The sequence below is a fragment of the Endozoicomonas sp. ALB115 genome (genome assembly GCF_049310245.1).
Classification (GTDB): Bacteria; Pseudomonadota; Gammaproteobacteria; order Pseudomonadales; family Endozoicomonadaceae; genus Endozoicomonas.
In genome coordinates this window covers 164,513-184,507 of sequence record NZ_JBLYZG010000002.1, presented here as the reverse complement: position 1 = coordinate 184,507, position 19,995 = coordinate 164,513, and the positions used below count along the sequence as shown (strand labels likewise).

The following is a 19,995-nucleotide window of genomic DNA, read 5'->3' as shown; positions in this document are numbered from 1 at the left end:
CTAAACAATAAAGTCTCTTGTTCATACTCTGAGACTGGAAAAGGCGACTATGGAAAGCGGCGCAATTACTCTCACCAGTCCATTTTATCTGATGATCCCACTGGCGCTGATGGCGCTGGTGCCCTTTCTTGCGGTGATGGGTACATCCTTCCTGAAACTGGTGGTGGTATTTTCCATTCTCAGAAACGCTACCGGTCTGCAGCAGATTCCTCCCAATATTGCCATGAATGCCCTGGCCATTATCCTGACACTTTACATCATGGCACCGGTAGGTTTTGAGGCATGGGATATCGCGCAAGAGGAGAACATCAGCTTTCAGGGTGAAGACAGTAGAGAGCTGATGAATAACATTGAACTGCTGATAGCCCCCTATCGGGACTTCCTGAAAAAAAATACCACGGAGCGGGAAAGAAACTTCTTTCTGAAAACCGCAAGAATATTGTGGCCAAAGGCGTATCAGGCACAACTGAGCGCAGATGACCTGGTGGTTCTGATGCCGTCCTACTGTATCACGGAACTGACCAAGGCGTTCGAGATTGGCTTTCTGCTCTATTTGCCGTTTATCGTTATTGACCTGATCGTCTCTAACATCCTTCTCGCTATGGGTATGATGATGGTGTCACCCATGACCATATCCCTGCCCTTCAAGCTCTTGCTGTTCGTACTGCTGGATGGCTGGACCCGGCTAATCCACGGACTGGTGCTAAGTTATGCATGACCCGCATATACTGACACTCACAGCCCAGGCACTCTGGCTGACACTGTTACTGTCCATGCCTCCTATCATCGCGGCATCGGCGGTTGGCCTGCTGATCAGTTTGATTCAGGCACTGACCCAGATTCAGGAACAGACACTGCCATTTGCCTTCAAACTGGTCGCGGTCATTATCAGTATCTTCCTGACATCCCGCTGGATGGGTATCGAGGTTTATAACTTCTCAGTGGCCGTGATGGATATGTTCGAAAGGCTCTGACCATGATCCTGCCCATTGATGATCTGAAAGAGTGGTTTTACATCCTGTCAATGGGGATGCCTCGCATCGTTGCCATGTTTACCGTTCTGCCTATGCTGCACAAGCGGAACCTTGGTGGGTCCATGATTCGCAACGGCATCTGCATGAGCCTGGTGCTGTTCATGCACCCCATGCTGTCTGAGACCAAACCCGACGAAACACTGACAATCTACGACACCGGTGGCATCGTGATCAAAGAAGTCTTTATCGGTGCCATCATGGGTTTCGTCCTGGCGATCCCATTCTGGGCAATGGAAGCCGCCGGTTTTTTTATTGATAACCAGCGGGGTGCTTCCATGGCCAGTACCCTCAACCCGTTTTCCGGCGCAGAAACCTCCCCGATGGGCATCCTGTTCAGCCAGGCCTTTATTGCCATGATCATGACCAGTGGGCTGTTTCTATTGATGCTGGAAAGCATGATGCTCACCTACCAGGTCTGGCCGGTATTCAGCTACTTCCCAAAGATCAATCAGGAAGCGGTGACGTTTTTCCTTGGCCAGTTTGACCTGATTATCAAACTGTCCATGTGGCTCTCCGCGCCGGTCATCATCTGCATGTTCATCACCGAATTTGGCATTGCCCTGATCAGCCGGGCGGCTCCCCAGCTGAACGTGTTCATCCTGGCCATGCCCATTAAATCCGGTGTTGCCCTTGCTATTCTGGTGGTTTACATAGGAACCATTCTGGAATTATCCCAAAAGCACATGATGGGAATCCCTGAGATGTTTGAATCATTGGGAGTGATCTGGAAATGAGTGCAGAAAAAACCGAACAGCCCACCCCCAAAAAACTCCGCGATGCACGGCAAAAGGGCCAGGTCGCCAAAAGTAAAGAAGTATCCGGCACCTTTAACCTTATCGCGGTACTGGCAACGCTCTGGTACATGAGTGACACCTTTATTGACAAGATCAAGCAGATGGTGGTGTTTCCCACGTTGAGCTACAACGAACCCTTTGAAGTCTCTTTCAAAATCGTTACCCACGGTATTCTCAGTTTAACCATGGACCTGCTGATTCCCCTGGTCGCCGTCTCCATGTTTTCTGCCATTATCGGCAACGTCATGCAATTTGGCCTGCTGTTTGCGCCTGAAGGTATTAAACCGGATATTGGAAAAATCAGCCCGGTTGGCGGGTTGAAAAAGATTTTCGCCATGAAAAACCTTATGGAGTTTTTCAAGTCGGTGATCAAAATCCTGTTTCTGTCATTTGTTGTGTATTACGTCATTTACAGCAGTGTGGGCGATATGGTTGACATGCCCTATTGCGGCACTTCATGCATATTACCGGTCGCTGCCCATCTGATAAAAAAGCTGCTGCTCTACGCCATGGTTGCTTTCGTGATTATTGCCATTCTCGACTATATGTTTGAGCGCTACAACTTTATGAAGCAGAACCGGATGAGCAAGGATGAGGTCAAACGGGAACATAAAGAGAGTGAAGGTAGCCCGGAAATCAAAGGCAAGCGGAAGGAAATTCATCAGGAAATACTCAACCAGGCAGAAAACACCGGCAAATCAGACGTTGTTATTAAAAATCCAACCCATCTGGCCATTGGTTTGCAGTACCGCCAGGGTAAGACGCCACTGCCTGTTGTCACGGTTAAAGGTCGTGGTGGTCATGCCCGGTTTATTATCAAAATTGCTGAAAAAGAAGGCATCCCTGTTCTTGAAAACGTACCACTGGCGCATGCCCTGTTTCATTTAAACATTGCCGATTTTATTCCCGGCGAGCTGATTGAGCCCGTTGCCGAAGTATTCCGCTGGGTACAGGAAATTAAAGAGCAGGAAAATGAGGGTGAGTCGCCCGGCGAGTAGCTGACCGAATGAAATCGTATTTTATCCTATCCCCTCCCGTATCAAGACTTTGATCAGCAGTTCGACAACCTCCCGCTGCCTGTTCTGTGCTGCCAAAATCAGGGCAGTGACGCCATTGTCGGTACTGGCATTGAGCTCAGCGCCCTTGTCGAGCAACAGCCTGACAGTCTCCACGTGTCCATTCCGGGATGCAAACATCAGGGCAGTGGCACCATTTCCCATGCGGACATTGACCTTGGCGTCACTGTCGATCAACAGCCCGGCAACATCCCGATAGCCTCTCTCGCATGCCGACATCAAGGCAGTAAAACCATCGTTCCTGGCAACATTGACCTCAGTGCCGATGTCGATCAGCAGCTCGACGACCTCACGCCGCCCGTGCAGGGACGCCAACATAAGGGCGGTGGTACCATTTTTTAACACAACATCGACCTCAGCCCCCCTGTCGATCAACAGCCTGACAATCTCCACGTGTCCATTCTGAGATGCAAACATCAGGGCAGTGAGGCCAGTGTCCATAACGACATTGACGTCAGCGCCCCGGTCAATCAGCAACCTGGCAACCTCCCGGTGTCCTTTCTCGCAGGCAAACATCAGGGCAGTGGAACCATCATCCATGGCAACATCGATTTCAGAGTTGTTAGCAATCAGCAGCCGGGCAACCTCCAGATGCCCATTCCGGGATGCCAACATCAGAGAAGTGAAACCGTCGGGCATACAGACATTGACAGACGCGCCCTTGTCGATCAGCAACCAGACAATGTCACTGAAGCCGCTCCGGGCCGCAATCATCAGGGCTGTTAAGTCATCGTCGTTACTGGCGTTGACTTCGGCACCCCTGCTGATCAGCAGTTCTGTGGTGCCCAACTGCCCTTTCATGGCTGCCAACATCAAGGCATTGATGCCATCAGTCATACTGGCATTAACCTCAGCTCCCCTGACAATCAACAGCCTGGCGACCTCCCGCTGCCCGTTCTCCGATGCCGACATCAGGGCAGTCAAGCCATTGTCAGTTACGGCATCGACCTCAGCGCCACTTTCGATCAACAACTCCGCGACCTCACTCCACCCGCTCTCCGCTGCCAACATCAAAGCAGTGGAACCATCTGTCATAGTGGCATTGACATCAGCACCGCTGCCAATCAACAGCACGGCGACATCCCTGTGTCCACTCTGGGATGCCGACATCAGAGCAGTCAAGCCATTATCCACCCTGGCACTGACATCTGCACCTTTGTGGATCAGCAGCGCGGCGACCTCCCACTGTCCGCACCAGGATGCCGACATCAGGACAGTCAAGCCATTGTCCGTACTGTCGTTGACCTCAGCACCGCTGTTGACCAGCAGTTTAACGATCTCCCAATGTCGGTTCCTGGCTGCAAATATCACGGCATTGGTACCATCATCCATCCTGGCTTTAACATCAGCGAACCTGCCGATCAGCAGCCGGGCAATCTCCAGATGCCCATACCGGGATGCCAACATCAGGGCAGTCAAGCCATCTTCACTGACAGCATTGACCTCAGCATCGTGGTCAATCAGCAGTTCAGCGACATCAGGCTTGCCGTACAGGGATGCCGACATCAGGACAGTCAAGCCATTGTCTGCACAGGCATTGACGTCTGCGCCGTTGCCGATCAGCAGCCTGGCAACCTTACTGTACCCGTTATTGGCTGCCAGCTTCAGGGCTGTTGAGCCATCATCCATAACGGCATTGACCTCGGAACCATTGTCGATCAGCAACTCAGCGGTCTCGCAATGCCCGTTTCCGGATGCCAACATCAGGGCTGTGGAGCCATTTTCCATAACGACATTAACCTTAGCCCCCCTATTGATCATTAGCCTGGCAGCCTCCACGTGCCCGTTATCGGATGCCGACATCAGGGCTGTCCAGCCATTGAGATTGTCGGCATTGCTCCGGCAGACATTGAGCTCAGCTCCCCTGTCCATCAGCAGTACGATGATCTCCCGGTGCCCCCTGCCGGCTGCCAGCATCAGGGCAGTGGTGCCTTTGTTGGTAACGGCATTGATGTCAGCGCCGTTGTTGATCAGCAGGTTGGCGATCTCCCGGCTTCCGATCAGGGATGCTGACATCAGGGCTGTGATGCCTTTGTCCGTAACGGCATCGACGTCAGCACCGCTGTCGATCAGCAGCCTTGCGACCTCAAGGCACCCGTTCTGGGATGCCCATATCAGGGCGGTTAAGTCATGCTCCATAGGGACATTAACATTAACCCCCTGGAGCAACCGGGAACGAATCAAAGGCTGATCCCCACGAATACAGGCGTAAAAAAATATCGGATCAGGGAAGTGTTCGTCCCGGTAATATTCACCGGTATGCTCATTCACCAGAGGCATCGGATTCTTCTGACAAGCCGCGCACTTACGTGTCCCGACCAGTTCTCTGGCAAAATCCCTGGAAACACGATCCAGGTCAAAGCGGTGCCCGCACCGGGTATTTACGAACACGGGTACTGCGTCACGGCCATGAAAAGCCCCATGTCCATTGGCACCAGAAACCTCATCCGACGACCCGGAGACCTCCATGGGAACGGAGGATGAATAATCGGGAGTGACATCCATAGAGCAAACACCCGCATGTGTTAATCAGTGACAGGGTTAGATGAACAATAAACAAAAAAATTCAATGCAATAACAACTGTTTAAAGGCGTTGGGAACACAGGCTGGCTTGATGCTGCCTCCGGGAGCCTACTCTCAGTCTTCCTTCCTGGCCAGGGCTGCGCTCAGGGCTTGCAGGCAGGCGATATTATTGTTTTCGGCAGCGATGGAGAGCGCAGTGGCACCATCCGTAGTCCGGGCGTTGAGATCTGCCCCTGCCGCAATCAGGGCTTGCAGGCAGGCGATGTGATTGGCCTCGGCAGCGACCATCAGCGGAGTACTCCCATCATCCGTGCAGGCAATGTTGGGATCCGCCCCTCCTGAGATCAGGGCTTGCAGGCAGGTGATGTTATTGTCCTGGGCCGCGATGTAAAGTGGGGTCGCCCCATCATCCGTGCAGGCAATGTTGGGATCTGCCCCGGCAATGAGCAGGACTAGCAGGCAGTTGACGTTATTGTGCTGGGCAGCAATGTACAGCGGGGTAGCACCATCGGTATTTCGGGCGGTGTTCAGCTTCGCCCCGGCAGTGATCAGGGCTTTCAGGCAGGCGATGTGATTGTCCTGGGCAGCAATGAACAGCGGGGTGGTGCCCGAATTCAGGGCGGCGTTGAAATCTGCCCCGGCAGTGATCAGGGCTTGCAGACAGGCGATGCTATTTTTCTGGACAGCGATGAACAGTGGGGTGGCCCCCGAAGTCCGGGCGGCATTGAGATCCGCCCCGGCAAGGATCAGGGCTTGCAGGCAGGTGATGTGATTGTTCTCGGCAGCGATAAACAGCGGTGTGGTATTCGAAGCCCGGGCGGCGTTGAGATCGGCCCCGGCATCGATCAGGGCTTGCAGGCAGGCGATGTAATTATGCTGGGCAGCGGTGAATAGCGAGGTGGCACCCGAAGTCATGGCGGCATTGAGCTTTGCCCCTGCGGTGATCAGGGCTCTCAGGCAGGCGATGCTATTCTGCTGGGCAGCAATCAACAACGGGGTGATACCATCTGAAGTTCTGGCGACATCAAGCTCTGCCCCGGCAGTAATCAGGGCTCGCAGGCAGGCGATGTGATTCTTCTGGGCAGCGATGAACAGCGGGGTAACACCTGTATTCAGGGCAGCATTGAGATCCGCCCCATCAGTGATCAGGGCTTGCAGGCAGGCGATGTTATTTTTCTGGGCAGCAATGTACAGCGGGGTGGCACCCTCCGGACCCTGAGCGGCATTGAGTTTCGCCCCGGCAGTGATCAGGAGGCGCAGGCAAGCGATGCTATTGTGACAGGCAGCGATGAACAGTGCTGTGGCACCCGAAGCCAAGGTGGCGTTGATATCCGCCCCCCCAGCCATCAGGGCTTGCAGGCAGGCGGTGTCATTATCCTGGGCAGCGATTAACAGAGGGGTGGCACCATCCGCAGACCGGACCGTGTTGGGATCCGCCCCCGCAGCCATCAGGGCTTTCAGGCAGGCGGCGTTATTGTTCTGGGCAGCGACGATCATTAGATCAACTGGCCGCCCTGTAATAGCAGACCTGAACGTTTTCCGGGCAATGCCGGGATCCAGCCTCAAAAGCGCGGCTAATTTCTCGACATCACCATTACGACAGGCTTGCAGTGGAAGGGCTTCGCAGAAGGGTGAGTCCTCATAAACACAGGCACCGGCCTCCCGTACCAGCGGTAACACTGCCTGGCGACAAATGCAACAGGTCCCTTGCCCGAATCCGGAACCGAGCCATCTCGAAATACAGTCCAGATCAAACCTGTGCCCGCATTTGGTTTTGACGATAACGGGTACCACACTACGGCCATGGAAATCCTCTTTGCAAATGGAACACTCATCATCACTGAATGACCCTGAAGTATCAGTAGATACAGGATAAGAGTAACAGCCAACGGGATTCATAAAACAGCCGTATTGGTAAATGGTGGAAAAAGCCTGGGGAAAAAGAATAAACAATAATTCAATATAAATAGCTGTTGCTGGTAAAGAAAAATTCCGAGAGCTTTTTTACGACGAAAATATTATAAATTTAATGACCGGAATGATCAGAAACAAACGACGTTGATCTGTCACGGTAAGATTCAAGCTGTTATTTTCCAGATTATTAATCCGATGCCGTTTATCATCTGAACAGACGATTGGCCCTTCTGAACGTGGTGAAAATATTCAGTGAAGAGTCAGGCATTAAGTAGCTGGCCATATGGAATCGAATATTTCTGGCTACTTGGGCTGGTACTATGCGAGGCACAACGGAGGGAGCATAGCCGTAGCTATGTGACCGGAGTTGTAACGAAGCAGAGTGCCAGCACAAGGAGTCAGAAATATTCGATTTCATATGGTTAGCTACTTAAAGCTGGTGTGCTTTTCAACCATTTGCTGGAGTAGCACCGGACGTCCCGATAATGCCACTGTAGAAATCAGTGAGCACCTGTCTGGTTTCCTCCATCGGATATAATGTTTGCGGGTCCGATGCGATGATGGGTGACAGCAGCTGATGCGTTTCTTTATCAAAGTACCTTCCCGGCCTGCCACTCTCTGTCCAGTAAACTTGATCCGAGAGATTGCGTGAACCGAATCTACGGTTATCCTTATCAATATACTGCACAATATCACTCAGAAAACGCTTGGTCATGATGGTATCCGGAATCAACTTTGACTCTACCCAATAGCAGATACTCAGTTGCTGTGTCAGATCTGCTCCCCATGTAACAGGGCATGTCTTCATGCTTACTTTCCTGATCAGATAAAGCATAATGGATCAACCGCCGGGAAACAGAACTATAGTTTTCATTCCATCTACGGGGGTGCGTTGCCAGCAGAAATAATAAAACGGACAACTCTTCATATTTCATTGAATAGCTACACGATAACTGGTCATCCAGTGCTTTTATGTGGTTGTTGTAACTGCCGAAGCGATGGCTGTTGCGGTTTATGTGATCTGTAAATGACACCATCAAATGACTGATTCTCTCCATGGTTCCGGTATTGCGAGTATGTATTGCGTCAAGCCAGATTTCCCTCACCAGACGGAAAAAGACCGGATAATCCAGGTACGCGTTGCGACTGATTACCGGAAAATCTGCCGGCAGATTTCTAATCAGGGCCTGATACTTTGGGGCACTCTCTTTGAAAGCACGTCGAAAGTCATCATCAGAATAATCCTTGAAATCCCCGGGATCAAAACATGCCCAAAGATCAGGGTGAACCTGTGGATGAAGACCATCGTATTGATCGTCAGGACTGTTGCAAACCTGCATGGCAGACCTGAAATCACACAAAATATCAACACCTCTGCCAACTTTCAAAACTGGCCACCCATAGCGAATATAGATTGCTGACTCCTTCAGCGACTCTGGCCACTGGCTGACCATCTCAGCCACTTTTTGCCGGTCTGGCCACGCAGCGGAGAAATGTTGGTTAAATTCGCAATCCACACGTTTTTTAAGTGACTGGGCGAAATTCATAACCTGACCTGCCAGACGGAGCTTGGCATTAGTGCCGGGAGTGTTGTCGACTGCCGCATCAAGGCTGTTCAGTGTGCTGGTTATATCAACACGTCTGTCTGTCAGCTCCTGAAGAATGCGATCTACCGTCAGTGGTTCGGTTGACCGTTGCTGCAATGTTTTTTCTGCGGCGCAGATATCCTGGTCAGAATACCCCTGCCGCTGCAATTGCAGACGCTCAGATAATGCAAGGGTAGCGTGCCGTGCGTCAAAGCTGGCTACTTCAGCAGAGGCGGCTTGCTGATCTGGCGACAACGGTAATTGATCGGCTGTGACAACAGGTTGTGAAGTGGATGGTAATGGTGACCAAGTGGGATAAGTCATAAGTAAACACCGGATAATTAAACTTTTGGTTTACGTTCAGGACTGCCAGGAGTGAACGTTATCTTTGGCAGCTCAGACGTTTTCAGGCCTAAATCACGCTCCCCCAGTGAAAACTGCCTCACTGATAAAAATTCTTTCTGTCGTTTATCAAGAACTTTATTACTACTAAGACTACGCCCCAGCTTGACATGGGATTTCAATTTAGTCACCACACTCATCATGCCCTTTGTCAGCGGGCTTTTATGTTTTTCTGCCAGAAAAATCTGGTCAAAAATACTTCTCACTGATGGTGATTCAGTTATCCACCATATCCGTGAAGTCTCCAGCACTTCAGCAAACTCTTTCAGCAGTTTTTTTTCATTCGTTGTCAGTGGCTCAACATTGCTGTCATCCCGGAAAAAATGCACCCTGTCTTGCAAGCTGCTCAATCTTTTTATGTTCCTTCCACAAATGTCAGTCATCAGCTTCTTCATGACCGGCTGATACAAATGATAGTCTGCGGACTTTAATGCTACACCATATTTCGTATTACCGGTTGAGCTGCACGCTGCTGGACGCTCTATATTAACGAATGGTTTATTACCGTAATCACTTTGGCTACCCTGGCCTGCAACGTCGGCTAAAGGAACCTTCTCTGAAAAGCTCCAAACCTTTTCAGGCACCAGCCACCGGGCACTTTCTGTCGCTTTTGCCCGCCGGTCACTGCCAGTTTTTTCCCCGGCTACTAATTCCTGCAAGTCCAGCGTTCCCGGAATAAATTGACTATCAACCCGCAACATAACATGGTGAGTGTGGTCCTCTTTTTTCACAAAAAGCCTGGCTGGTGACGCCAATAACCATTGGTTAAGCTTCTGCCAGCAGCCCTTCAGTTGTGACAGTCTCCTTTTCAACTCAGCGATGGAGCCCAGTGTGGGCTCTCTCAAATCAAAGGGGTGCGTCATATCCGGTAAATCCAAACCACTGATTGACGATGGGGCAGGCATTACCTCATTGCATTGACTCATGTACTTTAATAAATATGACCAGCTTGAAGCCAGCTTATAAACTACACAACATCTCTCATCTTGCTTTGAAGTATATTTATCGGGTGTTGAACCCTCACTGACCTTCGGCCCTGCCTGCTCATACACTTTATTTTCAAAGTAGTTTTTACAGGTAAGCAAATCCCTGACCAGTATTGCATAAGATGATCGGCACGCAATCATATTACCAATGAATGAGCGGACTAACAGTTTTGGTAATTTTTTCTTGTTCGCTATTAATTTCTCCACCCAGGAATCAAGATAGTTGAGATCAAGCAAAGCCTGATCTATGAAATTCAGAAATGTTTCATTCCCTGTTGCCAAAATTTCTTCACTGCTTAACCGCTCACAGATCAATCGGGACAAGGTAAAACATTCTTTTTCACTAAGGTATTGTGGCGGTTCGACTTTACAATCATCTGCGCAATCTTCCCTGGCAACCCGTCTTTCCGGGTAGGCATTTTTAACTCTGGAATATCTGCTGCCTAACAACTTTTTACAGGTTTCTTCTCCCCCACGAAGATTATCTGTTGAGCGCACCCGAAGAAGAGAAACTGCTGCTGGTTTTGCATCCTGCACATGATCACCGGGCAGACGCAGGTAGTCTATTACTCTAGCTGTAACACCAAATTCCAAAATATTTCGCCTTCTGAATAGCAGATCAATTAAGGCGATGTAGATTTAAAAAACATGAAAAAGTTCAGAAAAAAGAGGCATGAACCATTATTTATGAAGTGGTCTAATGACTCTGCCCCCCCATCTGAGAAGGTTCAGGCCACCCCTGGAGATTCCTGAATGTTAATCTCCATGCCATATCACTGCCAACAGTCAGGCACCAATAAAATCAAAAAACTCCTGTAAATTAGCGGGCAGGTTGCCTGATGGTCGGCGCAAGATCCCGTGTTCGTCATTAAACAACGAAATATATGCCATGATTTGCAGAACAGGTAGCTTAAAAACCAACTGATTCAGTTCTTCAACCGATTTTGGTTCGGGTATGGGACCAGCATGATCCTCACAATATTTTCCCCAGAAGTAATAGACAGCAAGCCGGAAAACCCGGTTATCTTCAAACATGTCACCGAAAGCTTTGTTATCATCCAATAGTTTGGCACCATAACTGAGCAGCAGTACCAACCGTGATAATTTGTCGGTCTCCCGTAAACTATAGTCACCACTGCCCATGGATGTAAAACTGGGACGAACACGGAATAAATTCGGGTCCGCCCCATGTTTCAGTAACAGCAAAACTGTTTCCAGAGAACCGAAATTCAGAGCATAAAATAACGGTGGCTCATCGCAGCTATCGCGCTGGTTCAGGTTAAACCCCTGATCTATCAGTTCAACAATTTTGTCATTCGACCCATTGGCAATCCATCTGTAGATATCGTCTCTCTCCTCGAATGGATCCTCAGGATATCGATACCACCAAATTATCGGCCCTGTGTCACTTGTATCTCTCGAAGCATCACGTTTTACTGATTCCGAATGATCTGAGCATTCAACGTTTCGCTCTCTCAAACTGCTACCGGCAAACTGGTGGTACTGCTGAGTACTCAACAGAGAATTAACCGAAGCCTCAGTTGGCAATGTTTCAGAGGTTTCTGGTAGAGACTGGGGGAAATCTGGCCGGACAGCCAAGTGATGATTGATCATGCTTGAATACTCTGAGTTGGCCAGCGTTTGTTTCGTGCTACAATTTTTCGACAACATTAACAACGTAAAAGTTCTTGAAAATAATTCTGGGACTTGACAGCCTGGCGGAGGCAAAGGGACAGAACTGCCTTTTCTTAGTAAAAAAAGGTCGATGTAATTCAAACCGTTCTTACCATGACTATTACACTGGCTATTATCTCCTCCCCATTAACGGTTTAGAAATCGGCAATGGTTACACGACAAAGACAAATCAAGTAGTTGGCCAAATGGAATCGTATGTTTCTGGCTAAGTGGGCAGTTACTATGCAAGGAACAACGCAGGAGCAGTTGCCGGGAGTGGCTGTCCACTTATTCAGAAAATAGGATTTCATTTGGTTAACTACTTAAACGTCACTGACTTATCTGTTCTATTCCTATAGTTATCTGTTCTATTCCTATAGATAGATGTTTGCTCTGTAACGACAGTGAATTGATATCACTGCAAACAACTTTGTTATAAGGTACTGATTTGATACGGCAATCGCACGTCCCCCCAACAAGCACTGCCATCGACCCGCAAACTGTGGCAACCCCGCCCACAGAACCGGAGGGTCGATGGAGAGGGCTGGGTGTGACCATCCAATCCGGGGGTATTGCACTTCTCCAGTCGTTGAACCCTTTCTCTGATCTATCCAATTCCAGCCCACCGGTACCAGGCTTCGTAAGCCCTGCTGCCGACATGGATCCTCAGGGCCTTGATGGCCAGGCCAGTAATTTCCTGCAGTACACCGCACTGGCAGGACGGGCAATATCTGGCTATACCGGCCTGCCCTCAGAAATCATTAGTCTGCTGAGCAATCTTGCCAACCTTTCGGTTGCTGCCCGGTTTGCCAGGGATCAGTTTAACGCGTTCACAGCCCGTGCCGGTTTGCTACCCGAACCTGACACGCAAAGAGAGAATACGCCGGAAAACGCTAAAGAAAAAACCGGAAAAGCCCCCCGGAACCCACGACCACAGCCCGATAACCCCGTGACCACGACACTCCGGGCAGGCCAGCTGCCAAACATGCCTCTGGCACTGGGCGCTCTGGCCAGCCTTTCCTTGGCAGGCGCGTCAACAGCATCCGGCCCTGACACCCCGGTTGAAGTGGCGGATGCCGAAACTCTGGGCAAGGTCTGCCATACAGAGAAATATTCATGCAGTAAAAAATATCGGCTGATTAAGGATATTGACGGTAGCCAGCTGACTCAGCCCATTGGCAATAAAACCCATCCATTTACCGGCGAGTTGGACGGCGGTGGTCATATGATCCGCAGCCTCTCGCACTGCCTGGTAGGAGAGTTGGCCGAGAGCGGTCGTATTGATCGCCTGGGCTTTAGTGGTACCAGTATACGGTCAAACGATCCAGCCGGGGTAGCAGCCTGTGAAATGTCAGGTAATGCCACGATCAGCAATATTCAGGTTGAAGGTGCTGACATCACCACTAACGATGCACCCGCAGCTATTGGCGTTGGCAAGATTAATGGTGGAGGAACTGTGACCAATACGACTGCAGTGAATTGCACGGTAAAAAGTTCCGGAGCCAAGTCACACTCCGGTATTGGTGCGGGATATCAGTTTAAAGGCGCTGTTATCAACACAGCTGCGTTAAAATGTCATGTGGAAACAGCAGGAAAGTACGCAAGTGCTGGTATTGGTGCGGGATATTCGGAGGAAGGAATGGTTACCAACACAATTGCGGTGAACTGCCATGTTAAAACATTGAGAAGACGTGCAGATGCGGGTATTGGGGTGGGATATCTTGAGCAAGGAACGGTTACCGACACGACAGCAGTAAACTGTACAGTCGCAACCGCCAATGATAATGCAGATGCCGGGATTGGGGCGGGAACGTCGAATAATAAAGGTACTGTTAGACACACGACAGCCGTGAACTGCAACGTGACAACCGCCACAGGCGTTGCATATGCCGGTATCGGGGTGGGACATCATGAAGACAGCGATGTTTCCGACACGACGGCAATCAACTGCCGGGTGGAAACCTCTGGCAAACATGCATATGCCGGTATTGGTGCGGGAGGCGCAAATGCAGGGACTGTCACCAAAACGACCGCAGTGAACTGTCATATTGGCACAAAACGGGCCGGTGTCGGTATTCTCGTAGGACTTAACGTTAATCCAAAAAATATCGCCAACACTGTGGTGGTTAACAGCACCTTTAACAGTGCAGGTAAAGATGCCTCTGTGAATAAAAATGCAGGAGATGATTCTGTTATTTGTAATGTCCGCATTAATGGTGAGCAACAGGACAATGACCCTGAGTGTCGTGACTGGCTGGATCATAAATTCTGTGCAGGTATTGACCCCCGCCTGGTAACACAGAATTGTCAGGCCGCTAATTACAGTCTTACCACATTAAACAGTACTAATGCCCTGCTAACGCCCTTAATCACAGAGACGGGGGCCAGGGTATCGAGCACCAACATGACCTTTTCCGATACGGGTTCTGCCACAATTACAAAGCCCCAAACAACTGTGGCCACGGCATCCGACATGACCTTTGCCAGCCCGGGCGCTACCAAATTTGCCACACCATCACCGCTAGCGGAGTCTCTAAGTACTACTGTCATAACTTATATCACCCTGGGCGTCGCTCTGGGCACCGTAATTTTTATCCTGACCGGTGTTACCGGTGTGTGCGTCTACCGCTATTTCCGCCAAAGATCATCGACTAATGCTGACCGTAACCGTGAGGAACCCATACCGGAGTCCCCCGATATGCCCCGGGTTGAGAGAGAGCTATCTACTCCCCCCCGGAACCATCACCAACCGCAACTGTTGTCAGTCAGTCAGGCAAACTCAAGACCGCTGCCTGTTCTTCCCTGGAACCATTATCAACCATTGTTAGTCAGGCAAGGGGACATGAGACGGCTGTCAACTTCTCCCGAAAGCCATTATCAATCGTTGTCAGCCATTCAGGAGAACATGGGGACAGGGGGCAGAAGCTCTATTGCGACGAACGCTGAAGAAGAACCTGACCCGAAAAGTCCTGACAGCCCTGTGTACCATGTACTGACCGAGCATCAATACTGCGGCCATGACCAACCAGTGATGATGGAGCTGACAGATATGACAAAAGCCACTAACTCCATGGCAAGCGCAGGCAAAGAACCGGAGCCTGAACCGCAAAGCCCTGACAGCCCTGTGAACCATGTGCTGACCGGGTATGAATCCGATGACCATGACGAACCGGTGATGATAGAGATGACGGATATGACAACGGTCAATAACCCCATGGCGAGCACAGACCAGGAACCGGAGCAACAACGTCCTGATAGCCCTGATTAAAACCAATGGCTACAGATATCTGCATTTCCATAATATTTTCTGGCAATCATATCTCTACCTGCAGAAACCGGAATTACTGGCTATCTTATGTCCATATTGGTTTGTCAGGAGGTTCAAGTGTCCAGAGTCATTCAATTATGTCTTATTGGCATGATTGCCGTTTTCGTAACCGTCCAGTCATGCCTTGGTGGGGCAGAAACCAACGACAAAAGCAAACCGGTCCTTGCAGAAATAACTTCACCAAAACCGCACGGGGATTCGTCACTATCTGAAGCAGATAAAGAAGCGCTTAAATCTACTGTTCTTGAGATGGTTCGAAACCTGAACACGTTTGACTTTGACGAATTCGCCAGTTTCTTTGCTGAAGACGCATTAAAACTGTTAAAGCATCAGGTGCAACGCTATCACTCAAGTCATTTGTTTCAAATTATTTTTCCTGAAGGACGGGCAAAAGCCAATGAACTGAGTCCACAGGATTTTTATGTGCGAATTATTTCCAAATCAAAATTTAATGTGGGTATTTCCCGGGCCTACGAAATTAATGTGCCCCCCAGGTTTCGTATGCGGGCAGATGATGATGGAGAGATTGTAACCGTACTAACTATCTTCCCGGAGTCATACTCCGGCTATCAGACCAGAAGCGAAGTGTTCACCTTCAGGAAAGCGGGAAACCAATGGGTTCCGGAGGTTCCTGACTTTATTCTCAGCGACTTTAAATATGACCTGACCCGAAACTTTGCCAGCCCGCGCACGTTCTACCCGCTCTATCCGGTCATGGATACTTTCAATATTATGATGGGTTACTTCAAGCCTTCGAGTTAACCCGGAAGACGAGATTCACGGAAATATTGTTCCTCGTCTCTGTAATCGCAATTCCTTCCGTGTGGCCTCGGGCAAAGGCAAAACTCTCGGATCACGTCCATTGAGATGTTTCCCAATGGCACGTAAGCTGGCACCTTTGAGCGACAGCGGTGTGGTTTTCGGGTTTATCTTATATTTACGGATAACCTTCCTGACCAAATTTCTGGTCAGCTTTTTATCCGCACGAGCGCCACACCTGAGCAGTTCAAAGGCAATATCAACCCGCTTTTTCCAGGCAGCTAACTCAAGGGGAGCTATCCTGTCGCCATCGACGCTATTAACATCCGCATGATAATCCAACAGCAAGTTCACACTCCTTAAACCTCCGGTGTGCACCGCAATAGCCAGAGGGGTGGTCAAGCCGGTTGACTTGCCATTAACGTCCGCACCGGACTCCAGCAACAGCTTCGCGATCTTGATATCCCCCAATCTCACCGCTTTGTATAGTGGCGTTTCGTAGCCCGAGCTTCTGCTATTAGTGTCGGCCCCATGCTGCAGAAGTAGCTTTACGGCATTGATATGCCTATGGTAGACAGCCCAAAACAACGGGGTGTAGCGTCCCTTGGTCTTGGCGTCAGGATTCGCACCGTGTTTTAGCAATACCTTCATGACCTTAATACTGATAGGCTTTTCTTGAAGGATAGAGTTCAACGGCGTTTTGACACCAACGGCATGATCGTCAGGGTTTGCCCCATGCTCCAGCAGCAATTCCAGAATCTTGATACGACGATGGTTCACAGCCGTTTTCAACGGGGAATCCTGATATTTCAAATAGCATTCTTTGCGAATGTTCACGCCTTTATGCAGTAGCCGTTCAACTTCATTGCGGCGTCCGGATCTGACAGCCATGACCAGGTCCAGCTTGTCCCGAACCGTAATTTTACGTTTCCCATGTCCGGTCGGTGTCTGGTAATGGGGACTGGTATCTTGTTGTTTGCTGGCCTGGTCAACAGTGCCGGAGAGGGGAGATTGGCTTGCCGGTGTTTCAATCCTGAGAGCTGGCGTATTGCTGATACTGTTCATGATGTCTGCTCTTCATCAGGGACATCATTAAAATATAGGGCTTACGCATTGATCTGATACACCATTTGCATGAAAACTGTATATTGGAACTGTTGACGTTTAGTTGCGAGCTGAGTAACAAAACGTCAACAGGCTCCCGGGAAAAGTGATGACTGCCAGAACAAACTTTAGCCAGAAGAACGATCACTGTGGCCCGGAACCGGTTCAATCACCAGGCTGCCTTCGCGGATATCAAATTGAATCTGCCCATCAGCATTATGTCTGGCAAGTGATTCGATGGTGGCCGCCAGTTCCGGGGTTTTGACCAACGAGATTAATGGCATCCCGGCCAGCTCTTTGAGCAATGCCTTCTGAAAGCTGTCCACGATCATGGTTTTGAACAATGCCACTTCCAGGTCGATCTGAGCCTCCATAAACGCTATCTCAGTAAAATAAATGGCCTCATCTTCCCTGGAATATCTCAGCTGGGTGAAGCCGGTAATTTGCACCGGCAGTTTTTCCGTGACCATCCCCCCAAAGATATCCGCATCCACCTTGCCATCGATATGGAACATCAGGGGCTTGCCATCCCCCTGAAGAAAAATTTGCGGCGTGTCCAGATAGAGCTGCACCGTCATCATCGGCAGCATATCCAGATTGCGAATCTGTGGTGACAGAAAGCCTTTATCTACCAGCTGCTGAAACTGCTGCTGGCTGTAAACCTCCCGGTCATTTCCTGCACAGCCCCCCAGGAGAATAACTGCCAGAGCGCAGAAAACGTTAGCGAGCCAGAATCTGGTTGGCCCTGGCAACCGCCTGTCCCCGGTTGGAAGCCAGTGCATCTGCCCAACGAGTGGTTTCCGGCAACCGGAAGCGGGTAAGACATGATTCAACATAATGCACCGCCGTGTTCAACGATATTCTATGGCCAATACTGATGTACAGTGGGCGGGTTGCGCTTCGGGTGCGCAGCACACTGCCAATCACTTCATTATTATCCCGCAGTTCAACCCTGGCCCCTTTCTGCTCTGGCAGGGTATCACTGTTTCCACATAGTCGGCTCTTGGCAACCCCAATGGCGGGCAGCCCGGTGAGCACACCAACGTGACAGGCAACGCCAAAGCGCCGTGGATGGGCAACTCCCTGACCATCACACAGCAACAGATCAGGCGTTATCCGCAACTGGCCAAGCGCTGCCAGAATCGCCGGGCATTCCCTGAACGACAGCAACCCGGGGATATAGGGCATCCGGGTCGGCACTTTGGCAATGGTGTAATCCAGCAGCTCCAGAGTGGGAAAAGCCAGAACCGCAACGGCGGCACGGGTTACCCGCCCGTTATCCTCAAAGCCCACATCAACACCGGCAACACGGGTAATTTCAGGCAGGTCATCCTGTTGGATCACCTGACTGGCCAGTGTCGTTTGCATGGATATGGCTTCGGCATAGGACAAGTCCCAGCGAAGGTCAGCAAAGTCAGACACTCAACCCATTCCTTAACGGAAGACGAAGGGTCACTTCAAGACCCGGGTGGGCATTGCGGGCAGCAATGGAGCCGTTATGTTGTGATACTGCAGTACTGGCGATCGCCATGCCAAGACCCGTTCCATCATTTTCCTTACCCCGGGTTTCATCCACCCGGAAGAAGGGTTCAAACAGATCGTCAAGGGTCTCTTCAGGCACCCCCGGCCCATAATCACGAATACGAATCAGTGCCACATCATTTTCCCGAAACAGTCGCACCTCAACTTCCGAACCTTCCGGAGTGAAACGGATCGCATTCCTGATGATGTTTTCCACCGCACTGGAAAGAAACTCTCGCACAACCACCAGCTCAATTTTAGCGGTCTCTTTCAATACCACGGCCTTGTCACGGGCCTGGGCTTCAAAGTTACCATCGTCCACCAGCTTTTTCAGCATACCTTCGAGAGCCAGTTTCTCGCAGGTCATATTGGCCATATTATGCTGAATACGGGAAAAGTGGATGATCTGCCCGATCAACTGATCCAGGCGTTCTATCTCCCGTTCGATGCGTGCGTGCTCTGCCTCGGCATCCGGCGTTTTCCGTCTGGCCAGCGCCAGAGAGATCTGCAACCGGGTTAACGGCGACCTTAACTCATGGGAGACATCCCGCAACAACCGTTCTTTACTGAACACCAGAGACCCGACCTGCTCCGCCATGTGGTCAAAATCCCTGGCCAACTCACCCAGTTCATCCCGGCGTCTGGCAACCTTGCCGCCCACCCGGGCACTCAGGTTGCCACGGGCCAGCTTTCTGGAGGCCCGCTGCAAGTTCCGAATCGGCCCCACCAGGTAGCGGGCCAGAACCACACAGAGAAAGAAGCTGACACCCAACGCCAGAATAATAAGATGCCACTGACGTGCAATAACCTGCTGCACCCGCCAGTGCACCAGCATTGGCATCTCCTTGGTGAGGTACAGTTCGTAGGGGGCATCATTCAGGGTAATTCGCTGTGGGCCGACCACCACCACCCCTCGGCGAAAGGTAATGGTCGGATCGCTGAGGTTCCGGGTTTTATTGTAGGCAGAAATCAACTCTTCAGAGATCGACGCACTGCCCAGAATATTGCCCTCAGTATCGAACAGGTAGTAACCACTGCCGGGGAACCGGGGAATGGGTAAGTGCACGGAAGTACGGGAAAGCAGCTCCATTTTGCGGGCCGCTATTTCCAGCTCACGAAACAGCGCCCGCCGCTCGGACAGAAAGTCCGATGGGTCCACGGTGATGGCAAAGGCCAGAAACAGCGTCACCAGCATGGCAATCATGGTCAGCCAGAACCACAGAAAAATCTTCCAGAAGACACTGTGCCATGGCCAGACCACCAGCCCGGGGATTTTAACTCGCACTGGCAACC

Annotated in this window: 16 protein-coding genes and 1 pseudogene; 6 read left to right on the top strand and 11 right to left on the bottom strand. The window is 50.6% G+C overall.

Annotated features, from left to right (window positions below; all coding sequences use genetic code 11):
- Positions 1–49: 49 nt before the first annotated feature.
- From sctR to sctU, 4 genes are read left to right on the top strand one after another with little or no spacing between them, the layout of a single operon-like run.
- Positions 50–718 (top strand): type III secretion system export apparatus subunit SctR, encoded by a 669-nt coding sequence (sctR, locus tag ACO6VE_RS01790; protein ID WP_101748641.1) that lies wholly within the window; start codon positions 50–52, stop codon positions 716–718.
- Positions 711–974, top strand: coding sequence for a type III secretion system export apparatus subunit SctS (sctS, locus tag ACO6VE_RS01785; RefSeq protein ID WP_101748640.1), 264 nt, complete (start codon positions 711–713; stop codon positions 972–974). Before sctR ends, sctS begins: the two co-directional genes overlap by 8 nt.
- A 2-nt stretch (positions 975–976) precedes the next feature.
- Complete coding sequence (sctT, locus tag ACO6VE_RS01780) at positions 977–1,768, top strand: type III secretion system export apparatus subunit SctT (protein WP_101748639.1); 792 nt, start codon at positions 977–979, stop codon at positions 1,766–1,768.
- A complete protein-coding gene (sctU, locus tag ACO6VE_RS01775; protein ID WP_101748638.1) occupies positions 1,765–2,826 on the top strand; it encodes a type III secretion system export apparatus subunit SctU in 1,062 nt (353 codons plus the stop codon). Before sctT ends, sctU begins: the two co-directional genes overlap by 4 nt.
- A 21-nt stretch (positions 2,827–2,847) precedes the next feature.
- Here sctU and ACO6VE_RS01770 read toward each other — a convergent pair whose 3' ends face one another.
- The 7 genes and pseudogenes from ACO6VE_RS01770 to ACO6VE_RS01740 form a co-directional block, all read right to left on the bottom strand.
- The gene (locus ACO6VE_RS01770; RefSeq protein ID WP_422449167.1) at positions 2,848–5,409 is read right to left on the bottom strand and encodes an ankyrin repeat domain-containing protein; all 2,562 of its coding nucleotides are present in this window, start codon (positions 5,407–5,409) and stop codon (positions 2,848–2,850) included.
- 133 nt (positions 5,410–5,542) lie between these two features.
- Positions 5,543–7,108: an ankyrin repeat domain-containing protein gene (locus ACO6VE_RS01765; protein WP_422459439.1), complete on the bottom strand. Its 1,566-nt coding sequence runs from the start codon at positions 7,106–7,108 to the stop codon at positions 5,543–5,545.
- A gap of 18 nt (positions 7,109–7,126) precedes the next feature.
- A pseudogene (locus ACO6VE_RS01760) lies at positions 7,127–7,327 on the bottom strand (RING finger domain-containing protein); the annotation flags it as partial.
- A gap of 463 nt (positions 7,328–7,790) precedes the next feature.
- Complete coding sequence (locus tag ACO6VE_RS01755; protein WP_422459408.1) at positions 7,791–8,057, bottom strand: hypothetical protein; 267 nt, start codon at positions 8,055–8,057, stop codon at positions 7,791–7,793.
- A complete protein-coding gene (locus tag ACO6VE_RS01750) occupies positions 8,035–9,252 on the bottom strand; it encodes a hypothetical protein (protein WP_422459406.1) in 1,218 nt (405 codons plus the stop codon). The genes ACO6VE_RS01755 and ACO6VE_RS01750 overlap by 23 nt, the downstream gene beginning before the upstream one ends.
- A gap of 17 nt (positions 9,253–9,269) precedes the next feature.
- On the bottom strand, positions 9,270–10,910 hold the full coding sequence (locus ACO6VE_RS01745; RefSeq protein ID WP_422449173.1) for a hypothetical protein: 1,641 nt from the start codon (positions 10,908–10,910) through the stop codon (positions 9,270–9,272).
- A gap of 192 nt (positions 10,911–11,102) precedes the next feature.
- Positions 11,103–12,092, bottom strand: coding sequence for an ankyrin repeat domain-containing protein (locus ACO6VE_RS01740; RefSeq protein WP_422459404.1), 990 nt, complete (start codon positions 12,090–12,092; stop codon positions 11,103–11,105).
- Positions 12,093–12,438: 346 nt separating this feature from the next.
- Here ACO6VE_RS01740 and ACO6VE_RS01735 point away from each other — a divergent pair, with 346 nt between their 5' ends.
- The gene (locus ACO6VE_RS01735; protein WP_422449177.1) at positions 12,439–15,258 is read left to right on the top strand and encodes a hypothetical protein; all 2,820 of its coding nucleotides are present in this window, start codon (positions 12,439–12,441) and stop codon (positions 15,256–15,258) included.
- Between the two features lie 117 nt (positions 15,259–15,375).
- Positions 15,376–16,080, top strand: a complete 705-nt coding sequence (locus ACO6VE_RS01730) for a hypothetical protein (RefSeq protein ID WP_422459402.1) — start codon at positions 15,376–15,378, stop codon at positions 16,078–16,080.
- Positions 16,081–16,095: 15 nt separating this feature from the next.
- On the opposite strand, the gene ACO6VE_RS01725 is transcribed toward ACO6VE_RS01730, so the two are convergent.
- From ACO6VE_RS01725 to ACO6VE_RS01710, 4 genes are all read right to left on the bottom strand, one after another.
- Positions 16,096–17,142 carry an ankyrin repeat domain-containing protein gene (locus ACO6VE_RS01725; RefSeq protein WP_422459400.1) on the bottom strand — a complete coding sequence of 349 codons (1,047 nt, stop codon included), beginning with the start codon at positions 17,140–17,142 and terminating at the stop codon, positions 16,096–16,098.
- Positions 17,143–17,309: 167 nt separating this feature from the next.
- The gene (locus ACO6VE_RS01720) at positions 17,310–17,933 is read right to left on the bottom strand and encodes a hypothetical protein (protein ID WP_422449182.1); all 624 of its coding nucleotides are present in this window, start codon (positions 17,931–17,933) and stop codon (positions 17,310–17,312) included.
- Positions 17,902–18,603: a deoxyribonuclease V gene (gene nfi / locus ACO6VE_RS01715; protein WP_422449184.1), complete on the bottom strand. Its 702-nt coding sequence runs from the start codon at positions 18,601–18,603 to the stop codon at positions 17,902–17,904. Before nfi ends, ACO6VE_RS01720 begins: the two co-directional genes overlap by 32 nt.
- Complete coding sequence (locus ACO6VE_RS01710) at positions 18,596–19,987, bottom strand: ATP-binding protein (protein ID WP_422449186.1); 1,392 nt, start codon at positions 19,985–19,987, stop codon at positions 18,596–18,598. The genes nfi and ACO6VE_RS01710 overlap by 8 nt, the downstream gene beginning before the upstream one ends.
- Positions 19,988–19,995: the final 8 nt, after the last annotated feature.